General features: G+C 69.0%; 23 protein-coding genes. 17 read left to right on the top strand and 6 right to left on the bottom strand.

Going from position 1 to position 22,393, the window contains the following annotated elements; genetic code table 11:
• A partial coding sequence (locus tag HC031_RS32705) for a hypothetical protein (protein ID WP_205863388.1) occupies nt 1–363 on the bottom strand: 363 nt, incomplete at its 3' end.
• Between the two features lie 1,360 nt (nt 364–1,723).
• On the opposite strand from HC031_RS32705, the gene HC031_RS29330 reads away from it, so the two are divergent.
• Nucleotides 1,724–2,389, top strand: coding sequence for a YceI family protein (locus tag HC031_RS29330; protein WP_167928687.1), 666 nt, complete (start codon nt 1,724–1,726; stop codon nt 2,387–2,389).
• A 574-nt stretch (nt 2,390–2,963) separates the two neighbouring features.
• On the opposite strand, the gene HC031_RS29325 is transcribed toward HC031_RS29330, so the two are convergent.
• Nucleotides 2,964–3,368 carry a peptidoglycan-binding protein gene (locus tag HC031_RS29325; protein WP_167928686.1) on the bottom strand — a complete coding sequence of 135 codons (405 nt, stop codon included), beginning with the start codon at nt 3,366–3,368 and terminating at the stop codon, nt 2,964–2,966.
• A 485-nt stretch (nt 3,369–3,853) separates the two neighbouring features.
• On the opposite strand from HC031_RS29325, the gene HC031_RS29320 reads away from it, so the two are divergent.
• Entirely contained in the window at nt 3,854–4,417 is a 564-nt protein-coding gene (locus tag HC031_RS29320; protein WP_167928685.1) for a DUF3515 family protein, read from the top strand.
• Nucleotides 4,418–4,475: 58 nt separating this feature from the next.
• Nucleotides 4,476–4,601 (top strand): hypothetical protein, encoded by a 126-nt coding sequence (locus HC031_RS34145; protein ID WP_277349841.1) that lies wholly within the window; start codon nt 4,476–4,478, stop codon nt 4,599–4,601.
• A 365-nt stretch (nt 4,602–4,966) separates the two neighbouring features.
• On the opposite strand, the gene HC031_RS29315 is transcribed toward HC031_RS34145, so the two are convergent.
• Both HC031_RS29315 and HC031_RS29310 read right to left on the bottom strand, forming a co-directional pair.
• Nucleotides 4,967–5,866 (bottom strand): alpha/beta fold hydrolase, encoded by a 900-nt coding sequence (locus tag HC031_RS29315; protein ID WP_167928684.1) that lies wholly within the window; start codon nt 5,864–5,866, stop codon nt 4,967–4,969.
• A gap of 213 nt (nt 5,867–6,079) precedes the next feature.
• Nucleotides 6,080–6,889: an alpha/beta fold hydrolase gene (locus HC031_RS29310; protein WP_167928683.1), complete on the bottom strand. Its 810-nt coding sequence runs from the start codon at nt 6,887–6,889 to the stop codon at nt 6,080–6,082.
• Between the two features lie 98 nt (nt 6,890–6,987).
• Here HC031_RS29310 and HC031_RS33625 point away from each other — a divergent pair, with 98 nt between their 5' ends.
• The 6 genes from HC031_RS33625 to boxB all read left to right on the top strand — a co-directional run bounded on the left by HC031_RS33625 (nt 6,988) and on the right by boxB (nt 13,100).
• Nucleotides 6,988–7,605, top strand: coding sequence for a QsdR family transcriptional regulator (locus tag HC031_RS33625; protein WP_205863387.1), 618 nt, complete (start codon nt 6,988–6,990; stop codon nt 7,603–7,605).
• Between the two features lie 140 nt (nt 7,606–7,745).
• Nucleotides 7,746–8,198 carry a hypothetical protein gene (locus HC031_RS29300; RefSeq protein ID WP_167928682.1) on the top strand — a complete coding sequence of 151 codons (453 nt, stop codon included), beginning with the start codon at nt 7,746–7,748 and terminating at the stop codon, nt 8,196–8,198.
• A 208-nt stretch (nt 8,199–8,406) separates the two neighbouring features.
• Nucleotides 8,407–9,132, top strand: a complete 726-nt coding sequence (locus HC031_RS29295) for an SDR family oxidoreductase (protein ID WP_167928681.1) — start codon at nt 8,407–8,409, stop codon at nt 9,130–9,132.
• 14 nt (nt 9,133–9,146) lie between these two features.
• Complete coding sequence (locus HC031_RS29290; RefSeq protein WP_205863398.1) at nt 9,147–9,992, top strand: 3-hydroxyacyl-CoA dehydrogenase family protein; 846 nt, start codon at nt 9,147–9,149, stop codon at nt 9,990–9,992.
• Complete coding sequence (gene paaZ, locus HC031_RS29285) at nt 9,989–11,548, top strand: phenylacetic acid degradation bifunctional protein PaaZ (RefSeq protein ID WP_167928679.1); 1,560 nt, start codon at nt 9,989–9,991, stop codon at nt 11,546–11,548. Before HC031_RS29290 ends, paaZ begins: the two co-directional genes overlap by 4 nt.
• Before the next feature lie 73 nt (nt 11,549–11,621).
• A complete protein-coding gene (gene boxB, locus HC031_RS29280; protein ID WP_167928678.1) occupies nt 11,622–13,100 on the top strand; it encodes a benzoyl-CoA 2,3-epoxidase subunit BoxB in 1,479 nt (492 codons plus the stop codon).
• A 101-nt stretch (nt 13,101–13,201) separates the two neighbouring features.
• On the opposite strand, the gene HC031_RS29275 is transcribed toward boxB, so the two are convergent.
• Nucleotides 13,202–14,083: a PaaX family transcriptional regulator gene (locus HC031_RS29275; RefSeq protein WP_338090890.1), complete on the bottom strand. Its 882-nt coding sequence runs from the start codon at nt 14,081–14,083 to the stop codon at nt 13,202–13,204.
• A gap of 282 nt (nt 14,084–14,365) precedes the next feature.
• On the opposite strand from HC031_RS29275, the gene boxC reads away from it, so the two are divergent.
• The 8 genes from boxC (at nt 14,366) to HC031_RS29235 (ending at nt 21,405) form a co-directional block, all read left to right on the top strand.
• Entirely contained in the window at nt 14,366–16,009 is a 1,644-nt protein-coding gene (gene boxC, locus HC031_RS29270; RefSeq protein WP_167928677.1) for a 2,3-epoxybenzoyl-CoA dihydrolase, read from the top strand.
• Between the two features lie 100 nt (nt 16,010–16,109).
• On the top strand, nt 16,110–17,711 hold the full coding sequence (locus tag HC031_RS29265) for a benzoate-CoA ligase family protein (protein WP_167928676.1): 1,602 nt from the start codon (nt 16,110–16,112) through the stop codon (nt 17,709–17,711).
• Nucleotides 17,708–18,730: an NAD(P)/FAD-dependent oxidoreductase gene (locus HC031_RS29260; protein WP_167928675.1), complete on the top strand. Its 1,023-nt coding sequence runs from the start codon at nt 17,708–17,710 to the stop codon at nt 18,728–18,730. Before HC031_RS29265 ends, HC031_RS29260 begins: the two co-directional genes overlap by 4 nt.
• 31 nt (nt 18,731–18,761) lie before the next feature.
• A complete protein-coding gene (gene fdxA, locus HC031_RS29255) occupies nt 18,762–19,091 on the top strand; it encodes a ferredoxin (protein ID WP_167928674.1) in 330 nt (109 codons plus the stop codon).
• Between the two features lie 12 nt (nt 19,092–19,103).
• Complete coding sequence (locus HC031_RS29250; protein WP_167928673.1) at nt 19,104–19,964, top strand: amidohydrolase family protein; 861 nt, start codon at nt 19,104–19,106, stop codon at nt 19,962–19,964.
• A 3-nt stretch (nt 19,965–19,967) separates the two neighbouring features.
• Nucleotides 19,968–20,495, top strand: a complete 528-nt coding sequence (locus tag HC031_RS29245) for a gamma carbonic anhydrase family protein (RefSeq protein WP_167928672.1) — start codon at nt 19,968–19,970, stop codon at nt 20,493–20,495.
• Nucleotides 20,496–20,520: 25 nt separating this feature from the next.
• Entirely contained in the window at nt 20,521–21,057 is a 537-nt protein-coding gene (locus tag HC031_RS29240; RefSeq protein ID WP_167928671.1) for a DUF6158 family protein, read from the top strand.
• A 78-nt stretch (nt 21,058–21,135) separates the two neighbouring features.
• Nucleotides 21,136–21,405, top strand: a complete 270-nt coding sequence (locus HC031_RS29235; RefSeq protein ID WP_420813701.1) for a thiolase family protein — start codon at nt 21,136–21,138, stop codon at nt 21,403–21,405.
• Nucleotides 21,406–21,474: 69 nt separating this feature from the next.
• On the opposite strand, the gene HC031_RS29230 is transcribed toward HC031_RS29235, so the two are convergent.
• Nucleotides 21,475–22,167 carry an enoyl-CoA hydratase/isomerase family protein gene (locus tag HC031_RS29230; protein ID WP_420813702.1) on the bottom strand — a complete coding sequence of 231 codons (693 nt, stop codon included), beginning with the start codon at nt 22,165–22,167 and terminating at the stop codon, nt 21,475–21,477.
• Between the last annotated feature and the right edge of the window lie 226 nt (nt 22,168–22,393).

Below are 22,393 nucleotides of genomic sequence, written 5' to 3'. Positions count from 1 at the left end.
TAGCAGGGCGGCCTGACTGACCACAGGTGCCGGGAGCAGGTTCACAACCGAGGCTCTCTTGTCCACCGTCAACCGGCTGGCCTGGGCCGGCGTCTGCGGGTCGCGGTGCGCGGTGAAACGCGGGTCAGCTGGCGCCGGACCGGCTCCGAACTGCTCAGCGGTGGCCGCCACGAGCGCGTCGACGAGCACCCGGTCGTCGGTCACCCGGGCGTTGAGCCTTTCGATGCGGCGTTCGGCGCGCCAGTGCAGGACGCGCTCCCAGGCGGAGGACACACCCAGGGAGCGGTCGGTGGTGACGGTGTAGTTGATGGTGGCGAGGGCGAGTCCGACAGCGCCTGCCCACCAGGGCCAGTAACCGTTCATGCGGGACCTGTGATCCAATCTGCGAGTCGGGTCCACCACGGACGCCGTGTGGGTGCGCCCGGCCGGGCCGATGGCGCTCCGGAGGGGTGCGGAATCCGAGCGGACGGCGCCGGGTGGAACTCCGGGACCGGCGCCGGCTCCGGTGGCGGCGCCGGCTCGAACCAGGGCGCGGACGCCCACGGGAGCCGCGGGTCGGGTTGCGGCGTCGGGACGCGCCCCGGTTGGGCTACGTCAGATCCGTCGGCTGCGGGAATGCCTCTCAGATGTAGCGCGTCGGCCCCGTTCGGCAGGAGCGTGATCGGTACCAACTGGCCGGTTGTCGATAACTGGTACCGAGCACAGTCCCGCCATCCGTACTCGCTGTCGCAGTAGTGCTCCCGCCAGCTGCGTACGCTCTCGTTGAGCAGTGGGAAGAGCGGACATTCTCCGGTGTGCGAACAGCCCACGTCGCTCCGATCTGATCGGCGCACCGCCCGGGGGATGGGCGACATAGCGCGATTTGACGGTGTCGATCTCCGCTAGTCAGCCTAGAGCATGCCAAAGGTGCGCTTTTCGTATGCCTGCGGACCGCAGGCCGACGCTGAAGGAGGTTCGCCTGGTTCGCACGCTCGTCGTCGATTGCCCGTGCAAGTGCGGTGCGGGTAGCTGCCGGGAGCCCCGGTAGCAGGCTGGCGGATCGGGTGAGGGGACCGACCCGGTCGGCGCCCGGCCTTGACGGTCGGGTGGGGGAACGCCTGAACAGCAGCCACCAGCGTGAAGCGAAGCCAGGTGACGCCGTTGCTCACCCACGCCGTTGCTCACCCACGCCGTTGCTCACCCACGCCGTTGCTCACCCACGCCGTTGCTCACCCACGCCGTTGCTCACCCACGCCGTTGCTCACCCACGCCGTTGCGAGCCCTTCGGACCGAGATGAGGCACGAATCGGGTGCCTCCTGGTTCGCCGCCGTGAGGTCCTCCCCGGCTCGCGGCGGCAGAACGTCCAGATCGTGGCTGCGGGAACTGGGCGATCCGCCCTTCCCGGCGCCTGCGCGACCACGCCAGCGTCTATCCCGCGAGAAACGGGGCGAGAGCACCGGGGACGACCGAGATGGCGCTGGCCAGGTCGGGTGGCGTGTGAGCCGGGCGCGGCGACGACCGCGACTTGGGACCTGCGTTCGGCCCACCTCGACCGCAGGGGACAACTCGTGCTCTTCGCGCGACCGGGGTCCGGTCGGCGGCTCGCAGACCATGGACATACCATGCTCACGGCCTTTATCGGATGAGTCCCGTGATGTCCGCTTATTTGCGTGCGGACTGTGGGAGTCACGGTACGGGGCTCAGCACTGTTCTGGAACAACTTGGGTGGGGAGAGGCGCGACGATGACCGGTTTCGCCACACGGACCTGGAACGGCATCACCATCCCGGCTCCTGGCACCTACCTTCTCGACCAGGCGCACAAACGGATCGGCTTCCTGGCCCGGCACATGATGGTCAGTCCCGTACGCGGCGAGTTCACCGCGGCGACCGCGCGAATCGAGGTGGCTGACGACCCGCTGAACTCCTCGGTGACCGCGACCATCCAGGCGGCCAGCGTCGACACCGGCAACCCCGAACGGGACGCCCACCTGTGCAGCCCCGACTTCCTTGATGTGGAGCAGTACCCCACGCTGGAGTACCGCAGCACCGGCGTCAAGTGGCAGGAAAACAACGATCCGATCTTCTTCTGGGCTCGGCTGAAGAGCCATCGACCAGGCTATAGAAGTGAAGTCAGCATCCCTCAGCAGCCCATCAGAACGGCCGAACGATTCGTGCTCGCCGGGGAGTTGACAGTCAAGGGGATCACCCGTCAGGTCGATCTCCAGGTGGAGTTCGGTGGCGCTCGGCGCGATCCCTACGGGCAGGACATCTTCGGGTTCAGCGCAACGGCGGAGATCGACCGTGAGAGCTACGGCCTGCTCTGGAACGTGGCCCTCGAAAGTGGCGGTGTCCTCGTGGGTAAGAAGGTGCGCATCGAAATCGCGGGCGAAGCGATTCGCCAATCCTGACCCGCCCGCCGACCCTGTCGGCTTCCAGAACTCTGCACCATTCGTGACGCGATCTTCTATGTGGCTCGTTCGTATCGGGGGACAAGGCCGCCGCGGGGTCACGTCGCAAGCGGGACGGTCGGATCGGGGTGGCAGTGAGGTCACCGACCGCATGCTCATCCTTGGCGAACGGCACCTACGCCGAGGACTCGGCGTATACGCCCGCCACCACAACGCGCGGCGGTCACATCGGGCGGTGCAGCTGCTGCCCCACGCTCCGACCGGTCCGTGGTTGACCTGACCCACGAACGGATCAGACGCAAGCCCGTACGGGACAGTAGCGGGACCAGCAACTGCGCTTCCGGGACGGCGGCCGGTTGCGGCCGATTCGAAGAGCCGGTATCGGCCACCGGTACGCCTCGGCCTACCGGCGTCGGTAACGCGGGTAGGCCGAGGCGTCGGAATTCCAGGGAGGTGTTGCCAGGCCGATGGAGGTACGCGGCCGGGGCAAAAGGGCCGGCGGGTGACCGTGGCCAAACCCACCCTCCCGCAGACTCCCGTTAACGGCGCCTCGCAGGTCCGGTCAGCCCAGCAATTAGCAGTGCCACGTGCCGGAGTTACTGGGAGACTCCTCGAAGTACCACGACATGCGAGAGCAGGTCTGCGGACCGTACACACCGTCCTGCGCGATGCCCAGGATCGCCTGGACCCGACGCACTGCGTTGGCAGTGTTGGACCCGTAGTCACCATCGACGACCAGGCCGGAGTTGTAGCGGATGTTCAGATTCTGCTGCAGGGCGACGACCGCCGAACCCTGGTTACCGATGCCGAGAACGCAGTTGTGGTTGGAGCTGCCGCTTCCCACCGTCGGAATGTTGTGGTGCCAGCCGAGCAGCGGATCGTAGACGTGGGTGGTGCTGTTGCACGATGTAGAACCAGCCGGCACGACACCGAACGACGACGGTTGGGCGCTTGCCGTTCCCGATATCGACAGAACCACCGCGGCTGTGCTCGCGAATGAAACAGCGATGGACGCAATCTTCCTTACCACTCCGCACCCCGTTTTGGTATATTGATTGATAGAAGTCGATCACCGCGGCGAACCGATTCTGCCCAAGTACAGCGTCAAGCGTCAATGTATTTTGATTCACCGTCCGAGGTGGACCTCGCGAGCATCGACTTGGCGAGCATCGGCTTGGCGAGCTAGTCGGCTATGCCGATCGGCCCTCATGACCAGGCACTAGGTCTCTCGATGGCGCATATCCGGGCGACCCGACACCGTCGCCGCATGTGGCGTAGCGTCCCCGCGACCGCGTGGCGAAGCGGTGGTTATATGGCGTCTTGTCGGAATTTTCGAGTAGTGCATCCGGTCGCCATCGCCCTCGGCTGCACCCGCGAACGAAGGCCCGTGGACCCATAGATAAAATCGCGTACGCTCAATATCAAAATGAGCGCCGACTAAGTGGCGGTAGGGAGAACTGCTTGATGGAAGGCAGTGGTGCCAGCAGGGGAGCCGCACTGGCCGCAAGTATCGTCGCCATTCCCTTGGCGATACTCGTCGGCATTTTGCTTGTCCTCATCGGTCAACGACACATCCAAGGAACGACGGGTACCAAGCCGCAAAGTCTTCCCACCACTCCGGTCACCATGGACGTGCGTTCGCTGGCCCCGGACGAATCGACCGCCTGTCGAAAGTTCATTTCCCGCTTGCCGCAGTCGATGCTCGACGCGAAACGACGCAGCGTGACGACAGGTCGGGAGGAGAACGCCGCTTACGGACAACCGGCAATAACCGTCAGATGCGGCGTGGCCGCACCGACGATTGCCCAGGACGAGACGGTGTGGAACCTGTCCGGCATTTGTTGGGTGGCGCGTCCCGCCCGAGGCAGTACTACGTGGACGACGGTAGACCGCGTCGTACCCGTCCAGGTGGTCGTGCCGGACAGCTATGCCGGACAGGGGCAGTACATTCAGGTGCTCACGGCGGACGTCGGTGGCACACTAACCGTCAGTCAGGACATTCCGACTGGCTGCACCGCCAACGGTTGACCAGAGCATGGTCAGGAGTGGGCGCCGTCGGTGCCGAAGAGCAGGTCGCGTCGGCGAAGTGGAGACGGTGTCTCACGTCACCGTCCTCGCTACCGGCCACGACCACCAGCTGGACGGCATCGCCGCACGGCTGGCCCGCTGGCCGCAGCAGCAAGCCGCCCGTTACCTGATGAGTCTCGAGTAGCTCGCCGCAGCCCCCGGTATGTCTGACCGTTACCGATCCCACAAGGTCTTCAAAAATGATCGGCAGCGTGGACCCGTGAGTCACTCGGGTGGTAGTCCGGCTCACTGAGCATGCCTGCACACCCTCGGACCGAGTCAGGTCTCGCGCGAGGCCGGCGGGTCTCGGTGGTGCGGATCGCCTCGTGACCTTGGGCAGGATGTTGCTCGTGGAACTCGGTTGTGTCCGCTCAGCTGGGATGGCGATGTCGTGGGCTTCCCCCCCGGAGGTGTGGACACCCCTGACGCTGGATCTTGAGTCCAGGGAAGGGGTGCGGCGGATCGGCTCGCCCGCCGATGACGTCCCAATTCCCGGTCGCGACGCACAGTCTAAAGATCAAGTTGGTGGCGCGCGGTGGTCGCCCGTGCGGCGTTGGCGGCGATGGCGTCGGCGACCTGCGGCCACACTTGTGTGGGAAGCTCGTGTCCCACGCCGGGCAGGACCATGAGCGTCGCACCCGGTACCGCGGCCGCCGTCTCCTCACCCGACTCGACCGGCACGACCGGGTCGTCGGCGCCGTGCAGGACCAGGACTGGCGCCCGTACCCCGGCCAGCGCTACGTGCCGATTGCCGGCGGTGGCCATCGCGGCCAGTTGCCGCCGCACCCCGCCGCGGTCGTGGTGGGGATCGCGGTCCCACTCCCGGGTGGCGCACCGCCGGGCCCGCACCGGGTCGAACGGGTGGCCGCTGCCGGCGAGCATGCGGCGAAGCTCCACCTCATGGTCGATGGTCGCGTCCCGACCACCCCGGTCGGCCAGCGCTTCGCCGATGGCGGCGAGTTGAGGGTCGCCCGGCGACGGCAACGGGCCGGGCGTCGACATGATCGAGGTCAGGCTCAGTACCCGGTCGGGGTGACGGATCGCGACCATTTGCGCGATCATGCCGCCCATCGAGGCGCCGACAATGTGCGCCTGCTCGATGCCCAGCGTGTCCAACAGCCCGACGACGTCGTCGGCCATGTCGTCGACCGTGTAGGCCCGCGAAGCCGCATCGCCCTTCATGATCGCTTCGAGGTCCGGTTCGACCCCGGTGAAGTGCGTTGTCCGGCCGACATCCCGGTTGTCGAACCGGACCACGAAGAAGCCTCGACCGGCGAGCAGTTGGCAGAATTCCTCGTCCCACCAGTCCATCGCGGCGGCGTACCCCATGATGAGGACAAGTGCGGGGTCGGCCTGGTCGCCGAAGCTGTCGTACTCGATCTGGATGCCGTTGCTACTGGCTTGGGGCACCGGGCTTCCTCCTCGTGGAATACAACTCGGGTCGTGCGGCGGGTTTGCCATGTTGGCGTGGCATCGAGCGACGCGAACAACTGATGGGGCCGACACGTTCACCGTTGTCGCTCCGTGCGCGGCGGTCACCCGTCCGTTGCCGCTGACCGGCCGCCAGGCGTCGATGCGGTCCGGCTCGCAGATGCCGGATGCGGCTCGTCGGGATCGGCCCCTTCAGTCCTGGTCCACGGCGGCGAAGTGTCGCGCCAGGTGTTCGTTGACGGCCGCTGGCTGTTCCAGCGCGACGGAGTGACCGGCGTGCGGCACGGTGACGCACCGACCGCCCGGGACCACGCCGGCGATGCGTTGCGACGACAGCGGCGGCGGGTAGGCGTGATCCTCCGCGCCGGCGACGGCCAGCACCGGTACGGTCGCGCCGCCGAGTTCGTCGACGATGCTCTTGCGGTGGATCACGCCGTACGCGGCGTCCCCGATCGCGGGTGGCAGGTTGAGCATGTACGCACGCCATTCCCGGCGCAGCTCCTCCTTCGCCGGGTCGCTCAAGCTGGCGTCACCGAGCATGATGTACATCAGCGTGTCGATGACGTCGGTGGTGCCGTGCCGCCGCAAGTGCTCGACCAGCGGGCCGAACTCGGCGAGCTTGTGTTCCTCTTCGGCCGAGGAGCCCAGGGCGACCGCCGAGCGCAGCAGTTCGGGCCGCCGGGCGGCCAGGCGCAGGGCGACGAACCCGCCCATCGAGTTGCCGAGGAAGTGACAGGGTCCCAGGTCGAGGTGTTCGATGAGCGCTGCCGCGTCGTCGGTGAGAGTGTCCATGTCCAGGGACTCCAGCGGCGCCGGCGCGCTGCCGCCCTGGCCGCGGTGGTCGTACCCGACCACCCGGTAGTCGGCTGCGAAGCGCTCCACCTGGTGCCGGAACATGCTGCGGTTGAAAAACAGCGAGTGGCTGAAGACCAGTGCGACGCCGTTGCGCGGGCCGGTGTCGTCGTAGCTCAGTGTCGTCCCGTTGACCGTTGCGGTGGGCATCCTTGCCTCCAGGCCGTCAAACGCTGAGACAGGCATCGATTTTGTCTCATCGCTGCTGGCCTGGCAAGGCCGGGATGGCGGATGGCGACAATGGGCAGGTGACCGTGGACGAAGCCGGAGCCGTCGATCGGGCGACGCGGGTCAGTTCGGTGCCGAGCGTGGACGACGTGATCGGTGCTGCCACCCGGCACTACCTGCGTGGTGAACCGATCGACATGTCGGAACTGGCCGTCGAGCTCGGTATGAGCAGGGCGACGCTGTACCGCCGGGTCGGCAACCATGAGCGACTGGTGGGACTGGTGCTGGCCGGGCGCACCGAGCGTACCTACCGCGAGGCGTCCGCAGGTGTCCGCGAGCGCGGCCCCGCGCGGGTGCTCGCGGTGCTCAACCGGTTCATGCACGCGGTGCTCGCCACCGAGCCGCTCAAGCGCTTCATCGCCCGGGACCCGGTGCTCTACATCCGGGTCGCCACCGCCCCGGGGCCGATCGAGCAGCGCTCCACCGAACTCATCGCCGCGATGCTCCGCGAGGAGATCGAAGCCGGGCACCTCCAGCTGCGCGTTCCCGCCGATGTCATGGCGCAGGCGATCGTGCGCGTCGCGGACTCGTTCATGTACGCGCATCTGCTCGGCCATGAGCAGACCCGAATCGACACCGCGTTGGAGGTCATCGCGTTGTTGGTGGACGCAGCTCCCGCCGGAGGATCTTTCCGGTGACGCACGTTCTCGACCTCCCGCGGCAGGTTAGCGGTCGAAGAACAGCCGCGCGATCAGCTCGGCCCGGTTGGTGATACCGAGCTTGCCGAACGCCTTCTTCAGGCGGTCGGAGACGGGTGTGCGGGGACGGCCACCGGGCCGTGGCGATCTACCGGTCGGTGCCCGGCGACGACGAGCCGGGCCACCGCCCGCTCGCGGTCGCTGAGCCCGTGGGCGTCGTCACCGATTACCCGCGGTTCGGCACCTACGACGTCGTCATCAAGGATCAGTGCGACCCGACCGCCGACCCGCTGTACGTGGCCCTGCACGCCGCCTGGAACCCGGACCACTTCGCCGTCGCGACCATCGAGCGGCCGACCGAGCGGATGAAGACCATTCTCCGGGCGCAGCCCGGCTCCCTGTCTGGCCGGCGAGTTCGATCGCCTGATCGTGGCGATTCCGTCACGGCACCGCTAGTCCACCGTACGTGTCACCGAGCCTCCCCGCATGTTGCCCCCTTCAATGGCTGCGCGGGGCAGTTCCGGCTCTGCCCGGAGTCGCTGCGGTGTCGACAAGCACTACAAGTTGTTGGTGCTTTCATGTATGTCACGTAGCAGAATTCTTTGTCGTGGCGCGTCCGGACGTCCGCGTTCTCGTGGCGCCGAGCGGTCGTCTGACGCTAAACCCGCAGTGCGGTCGTTCCGTGCTGGCCGATGAGACGTCGGGGCCGGCCCGCCAAAATTTTGCTACGCACGCCTTCCGTTACGTAATGAAAATGTGGCAAGTTGAGGGTGTGCACGTACGTCTGAGCGAGGAACGGTCATGACCGCGTCCAGCGCCTTGGTGCTCGGTGGAGCGGGCGGTATCGGTGCCGCGGTGAGCCGCCGGCTGGCCCGGACCCACGCGGTCGCCATCGGCTACCTGAACCACCCCGAGCGCGCCGAGTCCCTTGCTGTGGAGATCCTCGCGGACGGCGGAGTGGTCGCGCTGGTCAAGTCCGATGCCACCACCGAGGAGGGCGTCGTCGCCGCGTTCGACGCGGCCGAGGCGCTCGGCCCGCTGGGCGTGGTCGTCCACTGCGTCGGCGGCTGGGACTTCCCCCGGATCACCGAGATCACCCAGGAGACCATCGACGCGTCGCTGGCCCTGAACCTGCGATCCGCGCTGCTGGCGCTGCGCGAGGCCGCGCGTCGGGTGGCCGACGGGGGCCGCGTCGTCCTGCTCTCCAGCGTGGCCGCCGCGCTCGCCCCGACCAGGCACAGCACGTACGCCGCGGCCAAGGCGGGTCTGGAGGCCGCGGCCAGGGTGACGGCCAAGGAGGTGGCGGCACGGGGCATCACCGTCAATGTCGTACGCCCCGGGGCCACCGACACCGCGATGCTGCGCGAGACGACGTCTCCCCGGGCCATCGACGCCATGGCCGGCTCCAACGCCATGCGGCGGCTCGGGACCCCCGATGACGTCGCCGGGGCGGTGCTCATGCTCTGCGGCGAGGAGGCCGGGTGGGTCACGGGGGCCGTCGTCGACGCGACGGGAGGCCTGCGGTGACAGAGACTGCCGCACTGCCGGACCGTTGCGGGGTGGTCGGCGGCGGGCGCATGGGGGCCGGGATCGCCCACGCCCTGCTCCTCGCGGGCTGCGGAGTCACGCTGATGGAGCGCGACGGGGAGGCCGCGACCGCCGCTCGGGACCGGGTGGCCCGCGCGGTCGACGGCAGCGCCGAGCGGGGTGTGGTCGATGACGCGGACGCGGTGATGTCCCGCCTGACCCCGGTAACCGGCCACGCCGAGCTCGCCGGATGCGGCCTGGTGATCGAGGCCGTGCCCGAGGATCTCGACCTCAAGCTGGTCACGCTGCGCGCCGTCGAGGACGCGGTGGACGCGAGCGCCGTCATCGCCTCCAATACCAGCAGCATCTCGCTCGACACCCTCGCCGAAGCGCTGGCCCGGCCCGAGCGCTTCCTCGGACTGCACTTCTTCAACCCCGTACCCGCGAGCCGGCTCGTCGAGGTGGTCATCGCGGCCGCCACCGATCCGGCGCTGCGCGACCGCGCGGTCAGGTGGGTGGAGGCGATCGGCAAGGCCGCCGTGGTCGTCCGGAACGCTCCCGGTTTCGCCAGCAGCCGGCTCGGCGTCACCCTCGGGCTCGAGGCGATCCGCATGGTCGAGTCCGGTGTCGCCTCCGCCGAGGACATCGACGCCGCGATGACGCTCGGGTACGGCCACCCGACCGGGCCGCTGCGGCTGACCGACCTCGTCGGCCTCGACGTACGTCTGGGCATCGCGCGGTATCTCGAACGCGAGCTCGGCCCCCGGTTCGCCCCGCCGGAGCTGCTCGTACACCTCGTCGAGCAGGGCCATCTGGGCCGCAAGACCGGCAAGGGCTTCTACGACTGGAGCGAATCGTGAGCATCGAGACGTTGCCGAGCTACCTCGAGGGCACCTGGCGCAGTGGTGGCGGCGAGGCGACCCCGGTCGCCGACGCCGTGACGGGCGAGCTCGTCACCCGGGTCAGCAGCGAGGGGCTCGACCTCGCCGCGGCCGTGGCGCACGCGCGCCGGACCGGCCTGGCGGCGCTCGGCGAACTCACCTTCCCCCAGCGGGCCGCCGTGCTCAAGTCGGTCGCGATGGCGTTGCAGGAGCGCAAGGAGGAGCTGTACGACCTGTCGGCGCGGGCCGGCGCGACGCGGCGCGACGCAGCCGTCGATGTGGACGGAGGCATCGGCACCGCGCTGGTCTACGCCAGCCTCGGCCGCAAGGGCCTGCCCGACCACACGCTGATCGTCGAGGACGACCCGGTGCCGCTGGGCAAGGGCGGCACGTTCGCGGGCCGGCACATCCTGACCACCCCGCGCGGGATCTCGCTGCAGATCAACGCGTTCAACTTCCCGGTCTGGGGCATGCTGGAGAAGCTCGCCCCCGCGCTGCTCGCCGGGCTGCCGACCGTCGTCAAGCCGGCGACTCCGACGGCGTACATCGCCGCGCACGCCGTGCGGATCATCGAGGAGTCGGGTGCGCTTCCGCCGGGCGCGCTCCAACTCGTCAGCGGCGGCATCTCCGGCGTGTTCGACCTGCTCGGCGGCCAGGACCACATCGGGTTCACCGGATCGGCGGCCACGGCCGCCCGGCTGCGGACCGACCCGGCGATCACCGTCCGCTCCGCGCGCTTCAACGCCGAGGCCGACTCACTCAACTGCGCGATCCTCGGCCCCGACGCCGTACCGGGACAGCCGGAGTTCGAGCTGTTCGCCGACGCCCTCGTCACCGAGATGACGGTCAAGGCCGGGCAGAAGTGCACCGCGATCCGCCGCGCGTTCGTACCGGCGAATCTGATCGACGCCGTGTCGCAGGCCGTCGAGGCCCGGCTCGCGGCGGTGGTCGTCGGCGCGCCGGGGGCGCCCGGCGTGACCATGGGCGCGCTTGTCGGCCTCGCCCAGCGTGACGACGTGCGGGCCGCGGCCGCGCGGCTCGCCTCGGCCGGGTCCATCGTGTACGGAGACCCGGACAAGGTCGACGTGGTGGGCGCCGACGCCGAGCGCGGCGCGTTCCTCTCACCGCTGCTGGTGCGGGTGGACGACGTGGCCCGCCCGGAGCCCCACGAGGTGGAGGCGTTCGGGCCGGTGAGCACGCTCCTGCCGTACCACGGCGTCGGAGACCTGCTCGACCTGGTGGCTCGCGGCGAGGGATCCCTGGCCGGATCGGTCGTCTCCCACGACCGGGACTTCGTCCGCGAGGTCGTGCTCGGGGCGGCCGCCCATCACGGCCGCATCCTCGTACTCGACCGCGACAGCGCGGGGGAGTCCACCGGACACGGCACCCCGATGCCCCAGCTCGTCCACGGCGGGCCAGGCCGCGCCGGTGGCGGCGAAGAGGAGGGCGGCCTGCGGGCCGTCTACGCCCACCTTCAGCGCACCGCCGTACAGGGCGGCCCCGCTGTCCTTGAGGCGATCGCGGCGATCGGATGATATCCGACCCATTGGTGTACCAGCGTCAATTTATTGTAGAACTTTTCGTACCTCCAGAGACAGGAGAGCAACGATGAGCATCGACTCTCGTACCGGCGCCGCTCCCACCCCTACCGGGCCGCTCAGCCGGGTGGACTACAGCGAGCGCATCCCCAACAACGTCGACCTCGCCGGCGACCGGCGCCTGCAGCGCGCGCTCGAAGGGTGGCAGCCGAAGTTCCTCGACTGGTGGAAGCAGCTCGGGCCGGCCCTGCCGACCAAGGACGTCTACCTGCGCACGGCCATCGCCGTCGGCCGGGACGGCTGGGCACACTTCGACCACGTACCCATGGACGAGTACCGCTGGGGCATCTTCCTCGCCGAGCGCGACCCCGACCGCAAGGTCAACTTCGGCAAGCACAAGGGCGAGCCGGCCTGGCAGGAGGTCCCGGGCGAGCACCGGGCCGACCTGATGCGGCTGATCGTCGTGCAGGGCGACACCGAGCCCGCCTCGGTCGAGCAGCAGCGCATCCTCGGCCGTACCGCGCCGAGCATCTACGACCTGCGCAACCTCTTCCAGGTCAACGTGGAGGAGGGGCGCCACCTGTGGGCGATGGTCTACCTGCTGCACGCCTACTTCGGCCGGGAGGGCCGCGAGGAGGCCGAGCAGCTGCTCAAGCGCAACTCCGGCGACCTCGACGCGCCGCGCATCCTCGGCGCGTTCAACGAGGAGACCACCGACTGGCTGCAGTTCTTCATGTTCACGTACTTCACCGACCGCGACGGCAAGTACCAGCTCGGCACGCTCAAGGAGTCGGCCTTCGACCCGCTGGCGCGCACCTGCGAGTTCATGCTCAAGGAGGAGGCCCACCACATGTTCGTGGGCACCACCGGCGTGCAGCGGACCGTGGAGCGCACCGCCGAGCTCATGAAGATGCACGGCACCGCCGACATCTTCCCGCACGGCGGCATTCCGCTGGACGTGATCCAGAAGTACCTCAACTTCCAGTTCTCAGTTTCGATGGACCTGTTCGGGTCCGAGCAGTCGACCAACGCCGGCAACTACTACACCTCCGGGCTCAAGGGCCGCTGGATGGAGACCCGGCGCAAGGACGACCACGTGCTGCTCGACGCCACCCGCGATATGCGCTACGTCGAAGACGGCCAGATCAGGACCAAGACCGTGCCGATGCTGAGCGCGCTCAACCTCGACCTGCGCGACGAGTACGTCGCCGACTGCGCCAACGGCGTCCGCCGCTGGAACCAGGCGCTCGAGGACGCGGGCCTCGACGAGCGGCTGTACCTGCCGCACGAGGGCTTCAACCGCAAGGTCGGCGGCTACGCCGGGCACCGGGTCACCCCGCAGGGCGAGGTCGTCGACGAGGCCACCTGGCAGGCCCGGGTCGGCGAGTGGCTGCCCACACCGCAGGATCGCGAGAACGTGGCGGCTCTCATGGTCCCCGAGTACGAGTACGGCAAGTTCGCCGGTTGGATCGCCCCGCCGCAGACCGGCATCAACGACCAGCCGGTCGAGTTCGACTACGTCCACCTGGCCGAGGAAGGGCTCGTCTGACCCTGCCGCTGTGTCTCGCCCCCCTGTGCCGATGGTGGCGCCGGGGGGCGGTCGGTTCGCCCGCGGCGGGCGTGTTCGCCGGCTATGCCGCCCGCGACGGGTCAGTTCCGGGCGGCCGCGCTGTCGTCCATGCGGTTCCACTCGTCCTGGGCGCGCCGGTGCCACCGGTCGTGCAGGTTGTGGAAGGCGGCCGCCGCCCGCGGCCCCGGCCAGTCGTGGTCGAGCAGTTCGGCGGGGAGGTCAGGGTCGAGGAACGGGAAGCGTCGCCACTCCTGGATGAGTAGTACCTGGTTGACGAACGCCTCCCGGCCCGACGACACCGTCAGCCCCTCGAAGCGTTCGATGAAGCTCAGATACCGCTTCTCCACATCGTCGAGATCCCAGGCGTCCGTGATGAGCTTGGCGGCGTCGCCGATTCCGGCGGACGGGCCCGTCCAGGCGTACGCACGGTCGGAAAGATCCAGTTCGCGGATGATGTCACGGACCGCGGCCTCCTTCGACGCGTCGGGCACCACCCACAGACTGGGGGCGGGCGAGCCCAGACCGAGCCAGGTCAGTCGGGTGCGCAGGCGGTGGCGGAGCTGGCGCTGGGTCTCCGGTACGCCGACGGTGAGGACGAGCCAGCGGCCGTCCCACGCGTGCGGCCCGCGCATGAAGCCGTAGATGCGGTCGGTGCCTTCCCGCAGTAGCCGGTCACCGGCGGGTGTCAGGTTCCAGCGCACCTTCCGGCCGTGCCGAGTCGAGGTGAGCAGGCCCTCGGCGGCGGTGCGGGCAAGGGCCTGCCGCGCGGACTTCTCCTCGATATCCAGGGCGCCGAGCGCGTCGACCAGCGTGCCCGTCCAGACCTCGCCCCCACGCGGAAGCACGAACTCGCCGAGGATCGTCAGCAGGATCGAGCGTGCGCTGGCAGACACCTTCTCGCGTTGGCGTTCTGTCGTCTCGGCGGCCCGGCCGGTCGCCGTGCGCGGTGGGCGCGAGGCCACGTCTGCTCTCCTGTCGTTCGACATTTTCGTGACGCGCATTCTTCCAGGTTAGGTCGCACCTGTCGGTAAAGGGTGCGGACCGGTTCCGCATGAAAAGTGGGCCACCCATACATACTACAAAGTCTTGACGCATCACTGAGGATACGTCGAATATGAAGGGCGGAACCCTCAATCGATCCATCGCCCACGGAGTGCACATTGACTGTCACCGAGAGTCCTGAAACTTTGCGGAGCGCGGCGAGTGCGGAGGCGTCACCGGTGAGGCCTCCAGCGGTTCACTTCGTGACCTCGCCAGATCGCTACCGCCACTGGAAGCTCAAGGTGGACGGAGAGGTCGCCACCGTCACACTGCGCGTCGACGAGCAGGGTGGACTGGTCCCCGGCTACGAGCTCAAGATGAACTCCTACGACCTCGGGGTCGACATCGAGCTGTACGACATTGTCCAGCGGCTGCGGTTCGAGCACCCGGAGGTCAAGGCGGTCGTGATGACGGGCGGCCTGGACCGGATGTTCTGCGCCGGCGCCAACATCAGGATGCTGGCCCAGTCCTCCCATGCCTGGAAGGTGAACTTCTGCAAGTTCACCAACGAGACCCGCAACGGCATCGAGGACGCCACCGAGAACTCCGGCCAGACCTGGATCGCCGCGCTCAACGGCACCGCTGCCGGCGGCGGGTACGAGCTGGCGCTCGCCTGCGACCAGATCGTCCTCGTCGACGACGGTTCCTCGGCAGTGTCCCTGCCCGAGGTGCCGCTGCTCGGCGTGCTCCCCGGTACCGGTGGATTGACCCGCGTCGTGGACAAGCGCCACGTCCGCAAGGACCGTGCGGACCTGTTCGCCACCAAGGCCGAGGGCTACCGGGGCAGCACGGCCGTCGAGTGGGGTCTGGTGGACGCGACCGTGCCGCGCAACGCCTTCGACGCCGAGATCGCCCGCCGCGCCCGGGAGGCGGCGACGTCGTCGAAGCGCCCCTCCGGGGCCACCGGGGTGACGCTGACGCCGCTGGACCGCAGGGACTCCGGTGACACCATCACCTACCCCTACGTTTCGGCGACGGTGGATCGTTCGACCCACCGCGTCGAGATCACCGTCGAAGGTCCGAACGGGGCCCCGCCGGCCGACGCCGCAGCGGTGCTCGCCCAGGGCGTGGACTACTGGCCGCTCGCCGTGACCCGCGCGCTGGACGACCTCATCCTGCACCTGCGCACCAACGAACTGGAGCTCGGAATCTGGGTGCTGCGCGCGGTCGGCGACGCCGAGCGGGTGATGGCCTACGACGCCCAGCTGCGGGAGCTGGCGGACGACTGGTTCGTCAACGAGGTGCGGCACTACTACAAGCGCACCCTCAAGCGCCTCGACGTGACCAGCCGCAGCCTCATCGCCGTCATCGACCCGGGCACGGCGTTCGTCGGCCTGCTGCTCGAGCTGGCGCTGGCCGCCGACCGGCAGTACATGCTGGAGGGCGTCTACACCGACCGCGACTCCGACGCCGATCCGGCCACCATCCGGCTGAGCGAGTCGAACGACGGCGACCTCCCGATGGGCAACGGCCTGTCCCGGCTGCAGTCGCGCTTCTGGGGTGACGAGAGCGGACTCGCCGCAGTCCGCGCCAGGATCGGCGAGTCGCTCGACGCCGCCGCAGCGGTCGAGCTCGGCCTGGTCACCATGGCCCTCGACGACATCGACTTCGAAGACGAGCTGCGCATCGTGCTGGAGGAGCGCGCCTCGCTGTCCCCGGACGCGCTGACCGGCATGGAGGCCAACCACCGCTTCGTCGGCCCGGAGACGCTGGAGACAAAGATCTTCGGGCGCCTCACCGCCTGGCAGAACTGGATCTTCATCCGCCCGAACGCGTCCGGTCCTGACGGCGCCCTGCGCCGCTACGGCAGCGGCCGCAAGGGCGACTACGACCTCAAGCGGGTCTGACCATGAGTGAGCGAATCGACGAGCACCGCACGTTCGCGCGCATCCACGAGCACGGCGCGTTCGCGGATGCGGGCGACGAGCCGTTAGGCGAGGAGCTGCCATGAGGGATACAGAGTTCAACGCCGGTGCCTGGCTCGTCCACCGCCACGTGTGTGACGGCCGCGGTGACCGGGTGGCGGTCCGCAGGGGTGCGGTCACGCTCACCTATGCGGAGCTGGAGGACCTCGTCGGGACCGTCACCGCAGCCCTGCGCGCTCTGGGTCTGCGCCGCGACGACCGCGTCCTGTTCGTCGCCAACGACGACATTCCCCTCTTCGCTGGCATCCTCGCCGCCTTCTGCGGCGGGTTCGTGGCCGTGCCCGTGTCCACGATGCTGGGAGCCAACGAGCTCGGCCAGATCATCGCCGACTCCGGTGCCGCGGTGGTGGTGGCGAGCACCGAGTACGCGCCGCAGGTCCAGCAGGCGGTCGCCGCTGCGCCTGAACTGCGGCACCTGGTGTGCGACGGCGACACGGTGCTCGCGGCTCCCGCCGGCGTCACGTCCTGGACCTGGGCCGAGCTGGTAGCGGCGGGTAAGCGGGAACCGCAGCAATGGCGCGAGCCCGCCGTCACCGGAGAAGACGTCTGGGCACTGTGGCTCTACACCTCCGGCACCACCGGATCGCCGAAGGGGGCCATGCACCGCCACGCCAACATCCGATACGTCTGCGAAACCTACGGCCGGCAGGTCCTGGGCATCCGGCCGGATGACGTCTGCTTCTCCATCGCCAAGCTCTTCTTCGCCTACGGCATCGGCAACTCGATGTTCTTCCCGCTGTCCGTGGGAGCCTCGACAGTGCTCGAGCCGCGCCGACCGACGCCCGCCGTGACCGCGGAGCGGATGGCCGCCGACAAGCCGACCCTGTTCTTCGGCGTCCCCACCTTCTACGCGGCGTTGCTCGGCAGCGACCTGCCCGACGACACCTTCGTTTCCGTACGGCTGGGCACCTCTGCCGGGGAGCCGCTGCCCACGCCGCTGCAGCAGAACTTCACCCGGCGCTTCGGCGTCGAGATCATCGACGGCATCGGCTCCACCGAGGCGCTGCACATCTTCGTGTCCAACCGACCCGGCGAGGTCCGCCCCGGCACCACCGGCCGCCCGGTTCCCGGTTACGACATCGAGCTTCGCGACGGTACGGGCGCGCGCGTGGCCGACGGCGAGCCCGGCGCGCTGTACGTGCGTGGAGAATCGATCGCCCTCGGCTACTGGCGCCGGGCCGGCGCCAGCCGCACCGTGTTTGCGGGGGAGTGGCTCAACACCGGCGACACCTACGTGCGCTCGCCGGACGGCTTCTACACGTGCATGGGCCGCAGCAACGACCTGCTCAAGGCGGGCGGCATCTGGGTGTCGCCGGCCGAGGTCGAAAGCCGCCTGCTGGAACACCCAGCGGTCGCCGAGGTGGCCGTCGTTGGCGTCACGGACGCCTACGGTCTCGACAAACCGGTCGCGTGTGTCGTCGCCCGCGGTGAGGTCACCGCCGAGGAACTCGTCCAGTGGTGCCGCGACGGGCTTGCCGCGTTCAAGCGGCCCAGGCAGGTCGTTTTCGTCGACGTGCTGCCCAAGACCGCCACCGGCAAGCTCCAGCGCTTCCGGGTCCGCGAACTCGTGACGGACCTCGCGACAGATCAGCAGTCCACCGTCGTGCAAGGAGCGGGCGGATGAGTTCCCTCGACGTCGACGTGCTCATCGTCGGAGCCGGGCCGGTCGGCCTCTTCGGTGCCTACTACGCCGGCGTCCGGGGCCTCAGGACAGCGGTCGTCGACTCGCTGAGCCAGGTCGGTGGCCAGGTCAGCGCGATGTACCCGGAGAAGCAGATCTTCGACATCGCCGGGTTCCCCGCGGTCTCCGGACGGCGGCTCATCATCAACCTCGTGGAGCAGGCCGCGCCGTACGACCCCGTGTACCTGCTGGGCCAGGAGGCACAGCAGCTCGACCGCGTGCCCCGGGACGGGCGGCCTGACCTGCTCAAGGTCAAGACCAGCGCCGGCACCGAGATCACCGCCGGGGCGATCGTGGTCACCGGAGGCATCGGCACCTTCACACCGCGCCCGCTGCCGGCCGGTGAGGAGTTCCTCGGCCGGGGCCTGGAGTACTTCGTACCGGACAGCGCCGACTACGTCGCCAAGAACGTGGTGATCGTTGGCGGGGGCGACAGCGCGGTGGACTGGGCCCTCATGCTCGAGCCGATCGCCAAAAGCGTCACGCTGGTGCACCGTCGCGCCGCGTTCCGGGCCCACCACGGCTCGGTCGAGCAACTCAAGGCATCCTCTGTGGACATAATTACCAACGCCCAGGTCACCGCGGCCCATGGCGACGGCCGGCTCGAACGGGTAGAGATCAGCGTGACCGGCGAGGAGAGCCCGCGCATACTGCCGTGCGACAGGCTCGTCGCGGCCCTCGGCTTCACCGCCAACCTCGGACCGCTGCGTGAATGGGGCCTCGACCTGCACGACAACCGCCACCTCGTCGTCGACTCCGCGATGCGCACCAACGTGCCCGGCATCTTCGCCGCCGGCGACATCGCCGACTACGACGGCAAGGTCCGCCTGATCGCGGTCGGCTTCGGTGAGGTGGCCACCGCCGTCAACAACGCCGCGGTGCACCTCGACCCCGATGCCCAGCTGTTCCCAGGCCACTCGACCGACAGCCCGGCGTCGGCCCCGCTGCCCGTCCCGGCCTAGGTCACACATCGTCCATCAGGGAGATCCACATATGCCGTACGTCATCGCCGAACCATGCATCGACGTCATGGACAAGTCGTGCGTGGAGGAGTGCCCGGTCGACTGCATCTACGAGGGGGAGCGCAAGCTCTACATCAACCCCAAGGAGTGCATCGACTGCGGTGCCTGCGAGCCCGTCTGCCCCGTCGAGGCGATCAGCCAGGACCGGCGGGTCGCCCCGGAGCACGTCGACTTCGTCGAGGACAACCGCCGCTTCTTCATCGAGGTGCTGCCGGGCCGCGACGCGCCGATCAGCGCGCCCGGAGGCTCGCACAAGACCGGCCGTATCGGCGTGGACACCCCGATGGTCGCGGACCGGTAGGAGTACGACGACATGCTTGACGGCATCCCGCTCATCGATGCGCACGTCCACGTGCCAATGCTGGACACGCTGCGGCCCGCTTGGCTGCAGTGGGCCCGGGACTTCGGCGTGGAGGGCATCCTGGAGGATGTCTGGGACGGCGATGGCGCGCCGCGCCCGGAGCGCCTCGACGAACTGTTCGCCGCCGAGGGCGTCGACGTCGCGCTCCTGTTCTGCGAGTACAGCCCCAAGGCGACCGGAATGCAGACCTTCGAGGACCTGCTGCCGATCGTCGACCACAACCCCACCAGGTTCCGGCCCGTCGCCAACGTCAACCCGCACCTGCACTTCCCGATCGCCGTCGAGCTACGCCGGCAGCTCGACCTCGGAGCAGCCGCGCTGAAGCTGCATCCCGTGCACGGCGGCTTCCGCTGCGACGACGCGGCGCTGTACCCGGCGTACCAGGTGCTCGAGGAGCGGGGCGTCCCACTCGTCGTGCACTGCGGCACAAGCTCCTTCCCCGGTGCGGCGAACGAGAACGCCGACCCGCAGTTCATCATCCCGGTCGTACGGGACTTTCCCGGGCTGAACGTCGTGCTCGCGCACGGCGGGCGGGGCTGGTGGTACGACGCGGCCGCCTTCCTCGCGCTGTCGAACGACAACGTCTGGCTGGAGCTGTCCGGGCTACCGCCCAAACGGCTGCCCGAGTACTACGCGAAGTTCGACCTCGGCCGCCTGGCCCGAAAATGGATCTTCGGGACCGACTGGCCTGGCGTGCCCGGAACGGCGGCCAACGCCCGCGCCGTCGCCGGGCTGCTGGCCGACGCGGTCGCCGCAGCCGTACTCGGCGGGAACGCGCTGAAGGTATACGCCGGCCTATCGGTGGGAGAGTGAGGAATGGCCGTCTACGCGCTCGGTGACCTGGTGCCCCGCATCCATCCGGACGCCTATGTCCACCCGGACGCCGTCGTCATCGGCGACGTCACCATCGGCGCCGAGTCGTCGGTGTGGCCGACGGCGGTGCTGCGGGCCGACTTCGGGCGCGTCGAGATCGGCGAGCGTACGTCCATTCAGGACGGCACGATTCTGCACACCACCGAGCGGTGGCCGACCGTGGTCGGCAGCGACTGCGTGGTCGGACACAACGCTCATCTGGAGGGGTGCACGATCGAGGATCGCTGCCTCATCGGCTCGGGCTCAGTGGTCCTCAACCGCGCAGTCGTGCGCGCGGGATCGGTGATCGGCGCCCAGGCGCTCGTACCCGAGGACCTGGAGGTCCCTGCCGGCCACATGGCGCTCGGCGTACCCGCCCGGCCCCGGCCGATGGACACCGCCGTGCAGGCTGAGTGGATCGACTACGGAGTGCGCGAGTACGTCGGCAACGCCAAGCGCTACCGGTACGAGCTGCGCAGACTCGATCTGTGAGGCTCGACCCGGAGGAGAGGGACCGATGACTGACAACGACATCCAGGGCCGGCCGGCCTCAGAACTCAGTGACGAGGAGCTCGAGCAGCAGGGCACCCAGGCACACGCGACACGCAACTGGGTCTTCCTGCACGGCAGCGCCGAACAGTTCGCTCGCCACACCACTCGGATGCTGGAGCTCGAGCGCGAGTATCTGCGACGCTTCCCGAAGCGGACCTGGCAGGGCTCCGGTGGGGCCGTGGGGAATCGCGAGGCCACGGCCGAGGCCTGGCGCGAGACCGTGCTCGGCATCGTCGAGCAGCTCACCGCCCTGCTCAAGCTGCCCGACCCGAAGCCTGCCGGCCCCGTCGCTGATCCTGCCGAGACGTTCCTGCTGCGCGTGGCAGATGCGGACGGCCGGATGCACAAGCTGGAGGCGCACCAGGTAGCCCGTGAGGTCGGGCTGGAGCGCGCGGCGCTAGCCGGCCTCTACAAGGCCGACCCGCCGCTGCTCACCACCGAGGGCCACGATCGTGTGCTCACGGCCGCCGGTCGTGCCCGCCTCACCACGGGCGCGGCATGAGCGCGACCCGAACCGGACCGCGTATCGGGTCGGTGGTGACCGTACACCCAGCGGCAGGTAGGCCGCGCCCGCGCTCTGGTGCGCACCGATGACCTTGCTGCCCGCGTCGTCCGGGAGCTGACCGTCCGCTACGGCGGTGTGGGCTCGGAGACGACCGACGCCGTCGATTCGGCTGCGCCCAACCAGGCGGGCGAGGACAATCGCGATGTCGCCTGTATGGCCGCGCCGCTGGCTGGCCTGCCCGTGGGCGTTTCCGGGACGACCGTGACCCGGTTGTGCGGCTCCGGACTGGACGCGGTCGCGGACGCCGCCCGGCGCCATCGTCGCCGCGAGGCCGACTGGCGCTGACCGCCGCGATGACGATGGCCGACGACGGACATGCGGACATCGTCGCTTCGATGAGGCCTGTCGTCGTTGTCAGCGACGGCGCTCCAGGAACGCGGTCATGCGGTCGTATTTGTCCTCGGTCTCGAACAGCACGGCCTGCGCCACGTCGTCGAAGCGAGGGTGAGCGCCGGGCGGTGCGGCGAGGGCGAGCTTTGTCAGGCGCAGCGCCAGCGGTGCGTTCCGAGCGATCCGGGCGGCCAGCCGGTCTGCCGCCGCCAGCAGCTCGTCCTCGGGCACCAGCTCGTTGACCAGCCTGACGGCCAGCGCCTCCTCGGCGGACACCGTCTTCCCGGCGAGCAGAATCTCCTTCGCGAGGGGCTCGCCGACCAGCTCGCGCAGGCGCCAGCAGGCACCGGCGGCGGCCATGATGCCGAGCCCCGCCTCAGGATTGCCGAACCGGGCACGCGGGGTCGCGATACGGAAGTCGCAGGCGTAGGCCAGCTCCGCGCCGCCACCGAGGGCCGGGCCGTCGATCGCGGCGATCGTGGGCATCGGCAGCCGGGCGATCCGGTCGAACAGGCCGCTGTTGATGCCCGCGAGCGCATCCTCGCGGCGGCGCTCGCGCAGCTCGCGGATGTCCGCTCCGCCGGCGAAGATTCCATCGCTGCCGGTGATCACCAGGATTCGAGGTCGCCTTTCCAGTTCGGTGCACACCTCGTGCAGGTCCGCCACCATCGCCGCGTCGATCGCATTGCGGACATGCGGGCGGTCCAAACGGACCAGGATCCGGTCGGGCCCGTCCTCGACTTTCAATGTGCCGTTCAGTGGAAGCTCCTCTACTGGAATGCCCTACGTCTTTCTGAAGGTACACAAGTATGGCGTAGAGTAACGCCCTCTGCTGGGCGGCCAGGTTCGACGTCGCTGGCGTTCTCCGGCCAGACCGCAGGTCGGGCCGGGTGGCCGGCTCCGTTGCATTGAGCGTTGGCAAGATCGAGGCAGGCTTGACCGG

The organism is Planosporangium thailandense, from assembly GCF_011947195.1.
In the GTDB taxonomy this organism is placed as follows: Bacteria; Actinomycetota; Actinomycetes; order Mycobacteriales; family Micromonosporaceae; genus Planosporangium; species Planosporangium thailandense.
Note: the sequence above shows the minus strand (reverse complement) of the source record. Positions and strands in the feature narration are given on the sequence as shown.

Coding starts and splice junctions, on each gene's coding strand:
- HC031_RS29320 (WP_167928685.1), top strand. CDS start 3,854: ATGGAAGGCAGTGGTGCCAGCAGGGGAGCCGCACTGGCCGCAAGTATC.
- HC031_RS29260 (WP_167928675.1), top strand. CDS start 17,708: ATGAGTTCCCTCGACGTCGACGTGCTCATCGTCGGAGCCGGGCCGGTC.
- HC031_RS29245 (WP_167928672.1), top strand. CDS start 19,968: ATGGCCGTCTACGCGCTCGGTGACCTGGTGCCCCGCATCCATCCGGAC.
- HC031_RS29295 (WP_167928681.1), top strand. CDS start 8,407: ATGACCGCGTCCAGCGCCTTGGTGCTCGGTGGAGCGGGCGGTATCGGT.
- HC031_RS29265 (WP_167928676.1), top strand. CDS start 16,110: ATGAGGGATACAGAGTTCAACGCCGGTGCCTGGCTCGTCCACCGCCAC.
- HC031_RS29330 (WP_167928687.1), top strand. CDS start 1,724: ATGACCGGTTTCGCCACACGGACCTGGAACGGCATCACCATCCCGGCT.
- HC031_RS29250 (WP_167928673.1), top strand. CDS start 19,104: ATGCTTGACGGCATCCCGCTCATCGATGCGCACGTCCACGTGCCAATG.
- HC031_RS29240 (WP_167928671.1), top strand. CDS start 20,521: ATGACTGACAACGACATCCAGGGCCGGCCGGCCTCAGAACTCAGTGAC.
- HC031_RS29310 (WP_167928683.1), bottom strand. CDS start 6,889: ATGCCCACCGCAACGGTCAACGGGACGACACTGAGCTACGACGACACC.
- fdxA (WP_167928674.1), top strand. CDS start 18,762: ATGCCGTACGTCATCGCCGAACCATGCATCGACGTCATGGACAAGTCG.
- boxB (WP_167928678.1), top strand. CDS start 11,622: ATGAGCATCGACTCTCGTACCGGCGCCGCTCCCACCCCTACCGGGCCG.